The sequence below is a fragment of the Vibrio sp. V04_P4A5T148 genome (assembly GCF_963875605.1).
Lineage (GTDB): Bacteria > Pseudomonadota > Gammaproteobacteria > Enterobacterales > Vibrionaceae > Vibrio > Vibrio anguillarum.
The window spans coordinates 14,699-28,218 of sequence record NZ_CAWNMS010000026.1 but is presented as its reverse complement, the minus strand read 5'-3'; the positions used below and the strand labels follow the sequence as shown (position 1 = coordinate 28,218).

The 13,520-nt window shown below is 42.8% G+C and carries 14 protein-coding genes; 4 read left to right on the top strand and 10 right to left on the bottom strand.

Features of this window, described 5'->3' with window-relative positions:
- Positions 1-41: 41 nt before the first annotated feature.
- On the top strand, positions 42-1,076 hold the full coding sequence (locus AACT18_RS04840; RefSeq protein WP_094125565.1) for a glycosyltransferase family 9 protein: 1,035 nt from the start codon (positions 42-44) through the stop codon (positions 1,074-1,076).
- Here the strand turns inward: AACT18_RS04840 and AACT18_RS04835 are convergent.
- Positions 1,045-1,830, bottom strand: coding sequence for a glycosyltransferase family 2 protein (locus AACT18_RS04835; protein ID WP_094125564.1), 786 nt, complete (start codon positions 1,828-1,830; stop codon positions 1,045-1,047). The two genes, AACT18_RS04840 and AACT18_RS04835, sit on opposite strands and share 32 nt — an antisense overlap.
- Entirely contained in the window at positions 1,827-2,897 is a 1,071-nt protein-coding gene (locus tag AACT18_RS04830) for a glycosyltransferase family 9 protein (protein ID WP_094125563.1), read from the bottom strand. The genes AACT18_RS04835 and AACT18_RS04830 overlap by 4 nt, the downstream gene beginning before the upstream one ends.
- A gap of 115 nt (positions 2,898-3,012) precedes the next feature.
- Between AACT18_RS04830 and AACT18_RS04825 the strand changes: the two genes are divergently transcribed.
- Together AACT18_RS04825 and AACT18_RS04820 are read left to right on the top strand one after the other, a co-directional pair.
- Complete coding sequence (locus AACT18_RS04825; RefSeq protein WP_176428309.1) at positions 3,013-3,705, top strand: 3-deoxy-D-manno-octulosonic acid kinase; 693 nt, start codon at positions 3,013-3,015, stop codon at positions 3,703-3,705.
- Positions 3,706-3,721: 16 nt separating this feature from the next.
- A complete protein-coding gene (locus AACT18_RS04820; RefSeq protein ID WP_094143463.1) occupies positions 3,722-4,681 on the top strand; it encodes a WavE lipopolysaccharide synthesis family protein in 960 nt (319 codons plus the stop codon).
- A 3-nt stretch (positions 4,682-4,684) separates the two neighbouring features.
- On the opposite strand, the gene AACT18_RS04815 is transcribed toward AACT18_RS04820, so the two are convergent.
- Genes AACT18_RS04815 through waaF form a run of 8 tightly spaced genes read right to left on the bottom strand, consistent with a single transcriptional unit; the run spans position 4,685 to position 12,467 of the window.
- Positions 4,685-5,614, bottom strand: a complete 930-nt coding sequence (locus AACT18_RS04815; protein ID WP_094124902.1) for a WavE lipopolysaccharide synthesis family protein — start codon at positions 5,612-5,614, stop codon at positions 4,685-4,687.
- Positions 5,611-6,354 carry a glycosyltransferase family 2 protein gene (locus AACT18_RS04810; protein WP_094124903.1) on the bottom strand — a complete coding sequence of 248 codons (744 nt, stop codon included), beginning with the start codon at positions 6,352-6,354 and terminating at the stop codon, positions 5,611-5,613. Before AACT18_RS04810 ends, AACT18_RS04815 begins: the two co-directional genes overlap by 4 nt.
- The gene (locus AACT18_RS04805; RefSeq protein WP_094124904.1) at positions 6,351-7,934 is read right to left on the bottom strand and encodes a capsular biosynthesis protein; all 1,584 of its coding nucleotides are present in this window, start codon (positions 7,932-7,934) and stop codon (positions 6,351-6,353) included. Before AACT18_RS04805 ends, AACT18_RS04810 begins: the two co-directional genes overlap by 4 nt.
- Entirely contained in the window at positions 7,925-8,305 is a 381-nt protein-coding gene (locus AACT18_RS04800; protein ID WP_088732963.1) for an HAD-IIIC family phosphatase, read from the bottom strand. The genes AACT18_RS04805 and AACT18_RS04800 overlap by 10 nt, the downstream gene beginning before the upstream one ends.
- A 14-nt stretch (positions 8,306-8,319) precedes the next feature.
- On the bottom strand, positions 8,320-9,585 hold the full coding sequence (gene waaA / locus AACT18_RS04795) for a lipid IV(A) 3-deoxy-D-manno-octulosonic acid transferase (RefSeq protein ID WP_094124905.1): 1,266 nt from the start codon (positions 9,583-9,585) through the stop codon (positions 8,320-8,322).
- A 1-nt stretch (position 9,586) separates the two neighbouring features.
- Positions 9,587-10,381, bottom strand: coding sequence for a glycosyltransferase family 32 protein (locus AACT18_RS04790; RefSeq protein ID WP_161439605.1), 795 nt, complete (start codon positions 10,379-10,381; stop codon positions 9,587-9,589).
- Positions 10,382-10,392: 11 nt separating this feature from the next.
- A complete protein-coding gene (locus tag AACT18_RS04785) occupies positions 10,393-11,433 on the bottom strand; it encodes a glycosyltransferase family 9 protein (RefSeq protein WP_094124907.1) in 1,041 nt (346 codons plus the stop codon).
- On the bottom strand, positions 11,430-12,467 hold the full coding sequence (gene waaF, locus AACT18_RS04780; protein WP_094124908.1) for a lipopolysaccharide heptosyltransferase II: 1,038 nt from the start codon (positions 12,465-12,467) through the stop codon (positions 11,430-11,432). Before waaF ends, AACT18_RS04785 begins: the two co-directional genes overlap by 4 nt.
- 191 nt (positions 12,468-12,658) lie before the next feature.
- Here waaF and AACT18_RS04775 point away from each other — a divergent pair, with 191 nt between their 5' ends.
- Positions 12,659-13,387, top strand: a complete 729-nt coding sequence (locus AACT18_RS04775) for a glycosyltransferase family 25 protein (RefSeq protein WP_094124909.1) — start codon at positions 12,659-12,661, stop codon at positions 13,385-13,387.
- Positions 13,388-13,520 lie beyond the last annotated feature (133 nt).

Here is a 13,520-nt window from a genome sequence, read left to right as displayed (position 1 = left end):
CCGCACTAAACTGTGACACTTAGCGAGTGAGAGAAGAGACGATGAATAAGTTGTTGGTGATCCGTAACGATAAAATTGGTGATTTCATGCTGGCTTGGCCAAGTTTTGCGATGCTAAAAGCCTCGTTGCCAGATTGCCATATTACCGCGTTAGTCCCCAGCTATACCGTCGCGCTGGCCGAGCTTTGCCCGTGGATTGATGCGGTGATGGTCGACCCAACGGAAAACGCGTCCTCTGCGCAGAAAAAGCAATGTATTCAAGCGATTAAACAGCAACACTTTGATGCTTCGATCAACCTCTTCTCGACCACTTACAATGCACTATTAGTTTGGAAATCTCGTATTCCTTATCGTTTAGCGCCGGCGACTAAATTCGCTCAAATTTTTTACAACAAACGAATTAAGCAAAAACGCTCTCAATCAGCCAAAGCAGAATATGAGTATAACTTAGATTTGGTACGCGCTTTTTTGCATGATATTGGCAAAGAGGTTGTCGAGCCGAGCGCACCTTATTTGCAATTTGATCAAGCGAAGCTGGTTGAACAAAAAAGCAAACTGGCTGCGCAACTGCATCTCGATACCAGTAAACCGTGGGTATTCGTGCATGCCGGAAGCGGCGGTTCAGCGAATAATTTGTCGCTAGAGCAATACACGCAGCTAGTGATGGGGATCGACGGCGAGCAAGAAATCATCCTTACCGCCGGGCCGGGAGAAGAGGTGAAAGCGGCGCAGTTAAAAGCTTTGATTGAAGAAAAGGGCGGGCGAGCGGCATTGTATGATAAAAACGAAGGGCTTGTTGATTTCTCACGCTCGATTGCTTGCGCTGATATTTTTATCGCAGGTTCAACCGGGCCTTTGCATATCGCTGCTGCGATTGATGTGCCCACTGTAGGCTTTTTCCCCGCCAAACGTTCAGCCACGCCACTGCGTTGGCGACCATTGAATTCACAAGGTCGCCATATCGCTTTTTGTCCACCACAAGCAAAAGACAAAGAAACTCAGGCCGATATGAGCCGCATTGATATTAATGCGGTGTTAGCTGAACTTAACCCTTGGGCGGCTCAGTACTGGTTCTAACCCATAAATCGGCGTATTTAACAAAGGTTGAGTGCGCCGATAATAAAGAAAGCAAGAAGCCTTGCTTACCATCTAAAAAGCCTGCTTTTAAAACGTACATTTTCAAAAAGCAGCCAAATGCATGCAAAATACCTTGGCTAATGCTGCTTTTCTTACCACGTTTTTCTCGTTGCTCTGCCCATGCCTTGGCATAACCTGCTGATTTAACTAAATAATGATGAATATCGTTATAGGTGTAGTGAATCGCATCACCTGCAAGATTCTCGACTTTCATGCCATCTGCGACTTCGACTTTTTCATGCACCAAAGCCTCGTTATATTGCGTTAATTGAGTTGGGTAGAGGCGCAACACGCGATCAGGATACCAACCACAGTGGCGAATATAGCGGCCAAAAACCCAACTTAAACGGGCAAATTGATACAGTGTATTGGGTTTATTAGCCGCGACCGCTTGCTGAATGCTATCTTTTAACTCTTTGGTCACGCGTTCATCGGCATCTAGCCACAACACATAATCAGACTCGACATACGACTGCGCTAAGCGGCGCTGTGAGCCAAACCCAGGCCACTGCGAATTGACAAAAAACTTGTCAGTATAACGGCGTGCAATCTCTTCGGTATTATCACTGCTACCTGAATCTAAGACGACGATTTCATCTACCCATTGGTGAACGGTTTCCAAGCAAGCTTGCAGATGTTGCGCTTCATTTTTAACGATCAGCGCAACGGCTAAAGTAGGTTTGCTCACATTCATTCCTCGGATATTGGGTTTAGCTGAAAATCAGCCGTTATCTTATCAAACATTTGGATAACATGGCTTGCTTGAATGCGCTGCATCGCTTGTTCATCTTTGACGCGAGTACGCCAACTGACTTGCTCTTTCGTTTTTCCTGTTTCGGCAAACAGTGCTTCTTCATAAGCCGACACCACATAATCACGATACTGATAAGGCCCTGTGCGCTGCGGATTATGGTGAGCGTATAAACCGATAACGGGAGTATTCATTGCATTGGCCATGTGCGCAGGGCCTGTATCTGGCGCTATCACTAAATCGGCTAAGTCGAGCAGTGCCAACATCTCTTTAAGCTGGCTTTTACCAACGGCATTAAGTACCGGCTGAGTAAGTTTACTCGCTATTTCGGCTGCTAGATCAACTTCAATTTGCGCAGGGCTACCGGCTAAAATGATATGCCAACCAAGTTGTTGAGCATGCGTTATCACTTCTACATAACCTTCAGCGATCCAATTTTTATAAGCTTTACTCGCGGCAGGAACCACGACTAAATTACGCTTTGAGTGTGCAAGTTGCTGCTTGGCCCATTGATGATCGGAATCTGAATAAGTGAGTGACCACTTAGGTTCTTGTTTTTTGACTCCAAGGCACTCTGAGAACGCGAGTAAGCCATCTAATACATGAGGCGCTTGAGGCGATATCACTTTTACATTGGTAAATAGGTGCTGGAAATCTTGGCTGCGGGCGGCATCAAAACCGAGTTTATATTTAGCCTTAATACACAGTGTGGCGATACTGGCACGAAAGGCATACTGCATATGCAAAAGCGCATCGAAGGATTGCCCTTTAAGTTCTGCCCACAGTTTTGGATATGCTTTCCATCCCTGCTTTTTGTCGAATACAATCACGTTTACATTCGGCAAATCAGTGAGCAATTGCGCTTCCAGTTTTCCAGTGATCCACGTGATATGAGTTTCAGGCCATTGGTGTTGAATTGCTTGCACGGCCGCCACTGCATTGCACACATCGCCAATCGCCGACAGACGCAACACACAAATTGAGCGCGGAGCAGAAGAAAAAAGAGCCATAAGTGACATCGGTATAGAGAAAGTTAGTAAGAATTATGCAGACAGCGCTGATAAATGTAAAATGCCAAACAAGCACGATGGAGCACATTCAATCTCGTCATTAAAAAGTGAAACGATGAAAACGCTGAAAAAAGAGAATCAAACCATTTGGTATGACGAGCATTTGCTAGTTGAAGATCCGTTCCGCTGTTTTAACCCTGAGTTTTGGCAGCAGGCTGGTAGCGTCACAGGTAGTGCTACTGGGCGCGGTACGACATGGTTTGTGAAAGCTGAAAAAGTAGAAGCAGCACTACGCCACTATAAGCGTGGTGGATTGTTCGGTAAGTTGGTCAGTGATCACTACTTTTTTTCCGGTTGGAAGAAAACGCGCAGTTTCCAAGAATTCGAATTGCTCAATACTCTGAGAGAGTCTGGGGTAAATGTTCCACGCCCGATTGCCGCGCGAGCAGTAAAGCGCACTTTTTGTTATCAGGCAGATTTACTCAGCGAAAAAATCCCGAACGCCCGCGATCTTGTGTCTATTTTACAAGAACGTCCATTACCGACTGAAATGTATGAGAAAATCGGCCTAGAAATTCGTAAAATGCATGATGCGCAAGTCAATCACACCGATCTCAATATCCATAACATCTTGATTGATGACCAAGAAAGGGTATGGATTATTGATTTTGATAAGTGCTACCAGCAACAAGGCGAGAGCTGGAAGAAAGGAAATTTAGATAGATTGAAGCGATCGTTTGAGAAAGAGGTCCGTAAGCGAAGGATTCATTGGATTCCTGAAGCTTTTCACATTATTTCTAAGTGCTAAAATGAAGAGTAAAAATATGCTATTCGAGCAGATTACATTCGTTATTCAAGGACCTATTGCTCCGTCTATTACCTCAATATCTGTTCAACGTTTACGATCAATTTTCCCCGGCTGCCAAATTATCATATCCACTTGGGAAGGAGAAAATACACAAGATATTGAAGCTGATCTCATTATTTATAACAAAGATCCAGGTTCTACGGTATTTGTGTATAGCAAACAAAACGATCCTATACCTATCAATATAAATAGGCAAATTGTGTCAACTGTTTCTGGATTACGTCATGTTAAAACTAAATTTGCTGCGAAATTGAGAGCTGACAATATATTAAACAAAACAAGGATGTTAGAACTGTTTGAGCAATTCCCTTTACGCAGAGATAATTATGCAATGCTGAATAATCGGCTTGTTTGTTCTAATTATTTTGCGAAGGAGTTTGAGAGGGGGTTACATGTACCTTTTTTCTTCTCTGATTTTTTCCAATTTGGTGAGGTGGAAGATCTACTTAAAGTATGGGATTGTCATATGTATAGTGATTATGATTTCCAATCAGCGTTGAGTGGTAAAAAACAGCACAAACATTATCCAAATGATAGCGTCAATGTAGAACAGAAGATTTGGAGCCATGCCGCAAGGAAGCTATATCCTGATGAATTAACAGATGAACATGGTGACCATTTTGCGCGGCAACAGTCATATAATTTTATGATCAATAATCTTATCATTGTTGACGGAGATGAACTTGGATTAGAGGTACCAAAACGCCTTCAACAGTCAAATGGCTATCCCTACGATTTTATTACGTTTCAAAGATGGAAGTGGTTATATGAAAAAGAATTTTTAAAAACTAAAAGTACTCCATTGAAATTTAAATTTTTTTGGTATTTTTCATTCATGATTAAGACTTTGAAAAAAGGAGTTAGACTCAAATTAAGGAAAATGTTAACCCCTATTGTTATTAAAGTCAGAGAGTGATATTTAAATCAAAGAATGGATCTTTTTAAGTATACGGCCAACTTGATTTTTATAGTAACGGTACAGACGTTTCTTATCACGTGGGATTGATGTTATTTGGTTAAGATACAGCCAATCTTTTAAATCATACTCAAGTGCTAGATTACCTCGCTGATAGAAACGTTCAGTCACATCTAATCCCAGTTTTTCTGGGCCATCAATCAGTAAGTTATTCGCTATAAACTGTAGCCAAAACTCTTCACCTAACCCTGCATGATCGCAGGTTTTACTCTCGATATGGTGCTCTTCACCGAGTAGCGCTGAGATCCAATTCAGACATAAAACTTGCTCTGTTGCTGGATGGCGTGCTTTGTAGCCCGGCTTAAGCGTAAAGTGTAATTCTGGTATCCAGCGATCAGACCAAATGGTCAGGAGATCTCGGGTCAGGCCAAAGTCAAACAGATCGCTTTTATGAAAATGAACCGGATGCCCATAGTGACTCGAAATAAAAAACGTGCTGCTGGTGAGTACCCGCTGAGTCAAAAATTGATAATTCTGTGCTCTGGGGACATCGGCATATTGTTCATACAGCTCAACAAATTGGCGACCTGTCAGCAGGTTATCGGTGCGTAGCTTAACCGCATAAGGCGTTTTTACCGCTTTCAGCCCCATGTGGGTACTGTACATCTGACGGTTATTATTGAGTTTGAGCGGCTGACCGTCATAAAAAACGGTATTTGAGCCGGGATCATCCAATTCCAACACTTGGTCGTAATCAAGGCCATCCAACGGCTGCCCTTTCCAAGTCGACAGAATGATGGTCGATTTAGGAAAAAAGCGACGTATGGAGTTCAAACATTGCTCTGTGATGCCAGCGATTTGCTGGCGACTGGCACTGTCTTGCACTGGCCCCTGCACAACAAAAGTGATCGCTTCATCATCAATCTTGATCATGGTTGTGGTTGCCTCAAAAAGTCCGTGTATTCATCTGGTACGCCACAAAAAATGACCTCATGGCGTGCGATCAAGTGGTAGTGAATATTCAACCCCTTTTGAATGAGTAAATTGTAGAGCGGCGCAATGTATAGCTCGCCTCTCTCCCATTCTTGGCTAGGTCTGGCAACGTATTCACGATACGCCTCCAAGTAATCTTCTTTACGATTGAAGTGATAAAGCCCGGTACTACAGAGATCGGAAATCGGGTTTTTCTCCGCGGTCTGGATCACTTTGGTGCTTCCGGTATGTTCTGGTTTGGCGAAAGACCAATTGTTACCGCTGCCTTGAAACACTTCTAGGTAGCCATCACTGTGTTGGCTAATGTCAGGGAATACAAAATTCGGGCGGAATGTGTCGATGTTAAACACCGTGATCGATCCTTGATAGTCCACGCCTTGCTTTGCTAATTCCTCTAACCCTAAACTCACAGTTTCGGCTTGGCCGCGAGTTTCTGTATGCAATTCAGCAATGTAAAACTGTTTAATGCCAAGCTGAGAGGCTTTTTCGCTCACAAACGCTGCGGTGTTGTAAACATTGCGCACAATGAACAGAAACGGAGTGTTAGCAAAATACGCAGCAAAGCTGCTGACCGAGTGTTCAAACAGGGTTTGACCGTGGGCTTCAAGCGTATATTTGGGCTGGGTATAACCGGCTTTAAAGAAGCGAGAACTCATTCCCGCCATTGGGATCACAATCATTGATCAAGCCTCAATAAAATTTGATGGAGACGGAACGCATTGGCAAACAAGGCATCTTGGCGACGGCGATCATCGGCATGCAAAGGCAGCATCGATAAGAAAAGTTGAATTTGCATCGCGTAGAGATTTTTCGCCGTGAGGCCAAAAGTCTGTTCAATTAGTTCGATAAAGCCTTGCTGCGTCTCTTTATGTTGGCTCTGCTCTGCAATCTTTAATTCGATCGCTTTGTCGCCAATCTCAACATGGTAGTAACCGGCAATAATCCAATCATACAAACCAAGAATTGAATGACTCAGCTTAGCTAAATCGTAGCGGATATCACCATACAGTGTTTTCTGCCCGTCAGGCGTCATCCCTCTAGGGTCGATCGTTTTAATTTTGTTGGCTCGGAAGTCATACAAAATATTGCTAAAGCAAAAATCACCGTGCAAGACGCCCAGTAAGGGTTCTCCATTAGGCAGATGTTTCTGGCTATCGCGCAGAATTTGCGCGAGCGAGACATCTTGTCCTGTAAATTGCCACTTTTTTTCTAACGTGATGCGTCGCGATGCACAGAATTCGTTAAGGCGTAGAGTGGTTTTATCGGCAAACAGTATGTCGAGAGTATTGATGGGAACATTCGGCTCGGTAGGTTGCTCAAGGCACAGGCTTAAAAACTCCACCGCGCTGGCTAAGATTTTTTGCCAGATTTGGCTCGGTAATCTGGAAAAAACGAATAACTCGTTCAGTGCTGTTAGATAGAGATACTCTAAACGATAGGAAATTTTCCCCTCGCTGTTTTGGCTACCTAAATATTGTGGAATGAAACCGCGCATCGCCATTGGCAGATGATCAAACCAGTAAGCTTCGGCGGAGATTTTTTGGTTTTTGATGCTCGATTTTTCAATCCATTTAGCGGTGATGGTCAGTTCATTAAAGGCGCGCTGAGTGGTGAATTCAGCTTTGGAGTGATAGTAAGTATTCACATGACCAAAATCGAGCCAGCCAATCGAGTTGACGGCACTTAAGCCTACCTTTTTATGATAGCGGTTAAGACCAGCAATAAATTGCCACTCACTCTGTGTAATACTGCGAACCAGTTCACGTGGGCGGCTGAATTTAAAGTAGCCATCGATAATCCGCTGACTTTCGCTATTCATTGGAGTGTTGGCATCTTGTAGCCAATCAACTTCATCATTAGTCAATACGGCCCAGTTATAACTGTCTTTCGCGGTGGAAACGCTGACAATATCATCTCCAACAGGAAGTTGGTTAAAAAGCGTATCACCGTAGAGGATGTGCAGTGGTGCATTAAGTGAGTGGCCACTAATATTGAGTGCAGCAACCAAAGAAGCGCCAAGGCTCAGTCCATCAGGCGTAGCGATAATCGTCACCTGATGCTGTTCAAGCCACTGACTGTCGATTTCTGAGATGGTAAACGACTCGGGCAAGGAGAGATAGATCTGCACCCCCTGCGGTGCTAAAGCAACTTGATGTTGGAAAAGAGGTCGATTGCCTAAAGGTAGAAAGCTAGGTGGAATACGTCCAAATTCAGATTCCAATTCTTGCCCGACGTAGGCACCAGACATTATCAGGAACATGATTTTTCCTTCTCGAAGAGTTGGTGGATCTCTTCCAAACTCATTGAGGAAAATTCGGTAGGGCGCACGGCGCGATCATCAATATAAAAGCCGTCGTGCCCACACCAAGGTTTGCCCACTAAAATTTCATCATACGGAACTTGGTGTTTATCCAGCCACTCAGTAATGATAGGAAGAGTATGGATATTGATTTTACCGACGTTACCTTCATAAGTGCGCATATTACGCGCCGTTGAAATCACAATCTCAAACCCCTTTTGCTTATAATTGCGCAGTTGTTCAATCACATCCATTCTCGGTAGGACGTTTTTATAATCGGAAGTATTGGCTTGAGTTAGTGTCCCATCAAGATCAACAATTAGTCGTTTCATTAAGAGTATTCTCTTTATAAATCTAAATATTCAAGTGTTTTGGCAAGAGCGCCACGGTTTTGTTCTACGATTTGATAACCCTGCTTGCCGCGATGAATACGCTGTTTGTTATCAGTGAACCATTCACAAAGCATTTGTGCAATTTGCTCTGCATCTTGTGTGATCACACAAGCATCGGCTTGATTGAGGGCTTGAGTGATTTCACTGAAGTTGTAATAGCTTGGGCCAGTCAACATGGGTAAACCAAGCGCAGCTGGCTCGAGTAAATTATGCCCACCGACTTTGTCACCCGCTAAGCTTCCGCCCATAAAGCAAATGTCAGCAGATCCCATGAGTACTAGCATCTCCCCCATAGTATCAGCTAGATAGACCTGTACTTCTGGATCGAGTTTATTCTCTGTTTGAGTTCGCCGCACACTCATAAATTGTGTTTTACATAACTCAAAAACAGCATTAAATCGCTCAGGGTGGCGCGGAACAAGCATAAGCAGTGCGCTAGGGTGTGCTTTAAGTACTTTGGCATGAGCGGCTAACACTTGTTCATCTTCACCTTGGTGAGTGCTGGCTGCAATCCAAACTGGGCGCGCACTCCCTAGATGAGATCTTAACTGCTTGCCTCTTTGTATGATTGCTTGATCAATATTAATATCAAATTTAATTGAACCAGTAACAGACACTTTTTCCTTTGTAAGACCAAGTCGTATAAATCGCTGTGCATCATCTGGATACTGACAAAGTACACGTGTTAAGTGAGAGGCTAATAAGTTAAATATCGGTTGAAATTTAGCGTATCGTTGACAAGAACGTTCAGATAAACGTGCGTTAATCACTGTAATGGGTAGATTGGCTTTGGCTACGGTATTGAGTGTATTGGGCCATAATTCTGTTTCCATGATCAGCATTTGGCTTGGCTTTATCCGTTTTATAAAACCACGAACGGCAAAAGAAAAGTCAAAGGGCATATATCTATGCTCGGCAAGCTCTTCTAATTTAGCCGCTTGCTCTGCACCGGTGGGGGTTGTTGTGGTAATAACAATCGGCTGATCAGGATATTGTGATTTGAGTTTTTTTATCAGTGGAGAAACTGAAAGCGTTTCTCCAACCGATACTGCGTGGATCCAAATAGGGGATTGATTAGTTTTAAGCGGTGGTGTGAAGCCAAAATGCTCTTTCCAGCGAGTACCAACACACGGCTTGCCCGGCCGCTTTTTGTACAAGCCCCACATTAAAAAAGGAGAAGCTACACAGAGAAGTAAGGTATAGAGAGCACGAATCACCACTCTACTGTTCCTTTTTCTTTACCAAATCATCCGGATTAATGTGAGTCCATTTCGAACGAGGGCGATCTATATATTGAAAATGTTCATTGGTAAAACTACCTTGAATACAAACGTATTTTCTATCTTTTGTGCAAAGATCTTCTCTGCCTTTAAGTAATTCATCAAATACGCCAGGCCCGGTTGAATAATAAACGCCCATTTTAGGGTCGTAGTTCTCAATGTTATGCAGTACTTTTTCAATCGCTTGGCTGAGGTCGTTATTATTGGGTGCTGAGGCGATAAAGTAGTTGGTAAAACGAGTATTGTTGTCAATCTTTATGTAAACCGCTTGTTGCTCATCGCCAATCAGTTTATCGAGAGACCATACCAAAGTTGCGTCAATGTCCATATAGACGCCCCCTTCGTTATTGAGTACTACTAAACGCCATAAATCGGCTTGAGCAGCGCCGTTGGTTAGCCGCATGTAAGCATCATAGATTTCAGTTGATGCGTGGGTTCGTAAATACTCACCACGGGCTTCGGTACTTACATAGCGATAGTCACAATTGAGCGACATTAATCGATTAAATAAGTAGTTAATATAAACGGGTAGGGAGGCTTGATCGGTAAAGTTGGTTTGCCAAATTGTACGTGGAATAGCACTGCGATTAGAACGAGTCCATTTTGCTGGTGAATAGGCAGGAATGGTAAAACGCAATTTTGGAAACACCCAATGAAATGGGTAAGCGAGCATTTTAAAAATATTCCCGGTCAAGCGGATTAATCGGTTTGCGATTAATACAGTTACTTGGCTCATATTGATTGATCCTATCTGTTTTTTTCGGTTATCGAGCGCTGTTTCAACGTGGCAGTAATCGCTGCAGTAATTTGCTCAGTAGAAGGCTTTTCACCATTAGCATTCATCACGATCGTATGTGTTTCATACAATGGTGTATAACGAAAAGGGACGGTAGCGTAAAAAATACCAACAGTTGGTGTGTGGGTCGATATGGCCACATTGCGTATGCCAGTGTCTGGAGCAATCACTAACGTTGCTTTCGCAATAAACGTGACTAATTCATCTAAAGGTAAGCATGGCTGAATCGTTAATTTTCCAGCCTTTGCAAGATCTTGTAGATACTCACCTTTTTCAAACTCATTTTTTCCCTCAAGGAAGACATGTTTTACATTGGGTTGCTGCTCAATAGTTTGCTCGATGACAGCACGCATTTCAGGCTTAGATAAGATTTTTCTCAGCTGCGAAGCTCCACTGAAATAGACAAGGTAAGGTGTCTCAAAATCACAAAGTTGCCTGTTGTCTGGGTAGGCAAAATCGAGAGGATAGCTTGGGCTGTGGCCAAGGATTTTAAGCATATCGAGCATGCATTCTACTTCTGGTTGAAAGTCAGAGCGAAATACTGCCAAGTTATACAAGGTGCCACATAAAAATGGCGTGTAAGGAAAGCCAACTTTGAGTTTTGCTTTAGTCAGTAATGTCATCCAGTAAGAACGATTTGTCCCAGCGACATCAAATATAATATCTTGCTCTTCCAGTTGGCTGTAGTCTTGCCATTTTTGCTTGAGTGATAAGTGTTTTGAATCCTCACGGCTTTTCATTACCACTGTTTTATCCGCTAACTCTGCTGGTGTTCCATAGAGGTAGTTTGAAACGGTGACTAATGTTATTTCTGCATGAGGGAAGAACTTCCGAGCTTCAATCAAAAAGGGGCGCACAATGACTTGATCACCGAGCGCAGCATGGCGAATGACGGCAATTTTCTTGATCGCTAAAGGATTAAAATAACCATTCAAGTATTGGCGCGCGGCCTTCGAGGCATAAGCCCCTTTTTCAAACCAGAGGTGTTTCATGAATCTTTTCCAATAAATCTATCTAAAGCTTGAATAACTTGCACCGGTTGCAGTTGATTTAGGCAATTTAAGTGCCCTAATGGGCAGGTTCGCTTAAAGCATGGGCGGCATTCAATATCGGTATACACCATTTCTAAGCGCTCAGTTAGCGGTGGCGTGTATTGCGGTGAGCTTGATCCATAAATTGCGACGATATTACAATCTACGGCGGCGGAGACATGCATTAATCCTGAATCATTACTGATGACGGTATGGCAAGCCGCCAACAGATCCACAGCTTCAACAAGTGAGGTTTGTCCAGCTAGATTAAAGGCATATTTTTGTTGTTCGGTGCTAAGTGCTGAACGAATGAGGTCACATACTTTGCTATCCTTGGTCGAGCCAAAAAGCCAGATTTGATAGCCGCTTTCAATAGCGTGTTGTGCAACTTGAGCATAATAGTGGTCAGGCCATCTTTTAGCCGGACCAAACTCAGCCCCTGGGCATAAACCGACAATTGGTTTGGTTGTCGATAAGCCTAATCTTGAAATGGCATATTGCTGAGCTTTGCTATCAACTAATAAAGAAGGGTGAGGGCAGTTTTCTAGCTGTACTTCATCGAGCATGCTTTCTTTTGAATAAGCAAGAGCCACATAGCGTTCAACCATATACTGGAACACTTTACGATTAGGGCGAAGATCAGTAAGTAAGCCGTAGCGAAACTCACCCTTCCAGCCAGTACGAGAAGGAATACCCGCAAATAGCGGTATGAGTGCTGATTTTGCCGAATTTGGTAAGACATAGGCATGAGTGTAATTGTTGCGCTTTAGCTCTTGTGCGAGTGCCCATCGACCTGCAAGATTAAAAGCGCCGTGCCCAATCGACATTTCAATCGCGCAATTAACTTCTGGCATGCGTTCCAAAATAGGTTTGCACCAAGCGGGGGCTAGAACGTCAATTTGTGCATCAGGGTGCTGTTGATTAAGGCGTTGATATAAACTTTGTGACATCACCATATCGCCTACCCATGAAGGGCCAATAACAAGAATTTTCATTTAGTTATCTACGTTCTCATCAAATCGCTACAAAGGATAGCATAACACCTTGAAAATGATAACTAGCTGACCACTTAACCATTGCAATAACCTTGATTAGAACTGACAAAAACGTTCTAACTTAAATCTAAATATGCTCTAATTAAGACAACTCTTACAGTAAAGTGAATCATCAAACTGGATCTCAATGCATGAAAATCTTCGTCATTAGCCTTAAGCGTTCTCCTGAACGAAGAGACAATATAAAAAGACAATTTGATACACTAGGATTAGAATTTGAATTTTTTGACGCTATAGACGGGAGGTCCGATCCCTCCAACGCTTTGTTTTCCAATTACAATTATGCTAAGCGCTTATGGTTGACTAGTGGTCGGATGCCATCAAAGGGAGAATTAGGATGCTATGCTAGTCATTATCTGTTGTGGAAAGCGTGTGTGGAACTTAATGAATCCATTTTAGTCATCGAAGATGATGCAGCTTTAAATGACAGCTTAGCGTCTTTCTTATCTATGATAGAAGAAAAAGTTCAAGTGTATGGTTTTTTACGATTAGAGCCAGAAACAGATAAGTGTCAACTTGTTACACAAGAAGATAACGGAATGTATCAGATTGCTTTTATGACGAATAATTTTGGTGGTACCCGGTCTTATGCTATAGCTCCCACTGCTGCTAGTAAGTTGTTATTAGGTTCAAAAAGATGGTGTATGCCAGTCGATAACTATATTGGTTCTTTGTATATCCATCATATGCCATCATATTTATTCAAACCTTTCGTCGTAGAAAATCCTGAAACTTTTGGCACTACAATTCAACTCGGTGAAGAAGCTAAGGCGAAATGGTATCGCAAGATCATCCGTGAAACATATTCACTCTACCGAAAGTTTGCAATGTTTTATCATAACAATAAAGTGAAAAAATGAAGAAGAATTTAAAATTATTATGGAGGTCATTTGAATATTTCATCATATGCTCTCCATTTTTTGTCACATTTTTAATTATATTTCATATCCCAGATTCTAAGCATTTTTTTTCGAGGGTCGTGCTGTTATCATC

Bases quoted from the DNA above. Each gene is read 5' to 3' on its own strand.
- AACT18_RS04840 (WP_094125565.1), top strand. From the start codon at position 42: ATGAATAAGTTGTTGGTGATCCGTAACGATAAAATTGGTGATTTCATG.
- AACT18_RS04835 (WP_094125564.1), bottom strand. From the start codon at position 1,830: ATGAATGTGAGCAAACCTACTTTAGCCGTTGCGCTGATCGTTAAAAAT.
- AACT18_RS04830 (WP_094125563.1), bottom strand. From the start codon at position 2,897: ATGGCTCTTTTTTCTTCTGCTCCGCGCTCAATTTGTGTGTTGCGTCTG.
- AACT18_RS04825 (WP_176428309.1), top strand. From the start codon at position 3,013: ATGAAAACGCTGAAAAAAGAGAATCAAACCATTTGGTATGACGAGCAT.
- AACT18_RS04820 (WP_094143463.1), top strand. From the start codon at position 3,722: ATGCTATTCGAGCAGATTACATTCGTTATTCAAGGACCTATTGCTCCG.
- AACT18_RS04815 (WP_094124902.1), bottom strand. From the start codon at position 5,614: ATGATCAAGATTGATGATGAAGCGATCACTTTTGTTGTGCAGGGGCCA.
- AACT18_RS04810 (WP_094124903.1), bottom strand. From the start codon at position 6,354: ATGATTGTGATCCCAATGGCGGGAATGAGTTCTCGCTTCTTTAAAGCC.
- AACT18_RS04805 (WP_094124904.1), bottom strand. From the start codon at position 7,934: ATGTTCCTGATAATGTCTGGTGCCTACGTCGGGCAAGAATTGGAATCT.
- AACT18_RS04800 (WP_088732963.1), bottom strand. From the start codon at position 8,305: ATGAAACGACTAATTGTTGATCTTGATGGGACACTAACTCAAGCCAAT.
- AACT18_RS04790 (WP_161439605.1), bottom strand. From the start codon at position 10,381: ATGAGCCAAGTAACTGTATTAATCGCAAACCGATTAATCCGCTTGACC.
- AACT18_RS04785 (WP_094124907.1), bottom strand. From the start codon at position 11,433: ATGAAACACCTCTGGTTTGAAAAAGGGGCTTATGCCTCGAAGGCCGCG.
- waaF (WP_094124908.1), bottom strand. From the start codon at position 12,467: ATGAAAATTCTTGTTATTGGCCCTTCATGGGTAGGCGATATGGTGATG.
- AACT18_RS04775 (WP_094124909.1), top strand. From the start codon at position 12,659: ATGAAAATCTTCGTCATTAGCCTTAAGCGTTCTCCTGAACGAAGAGAC.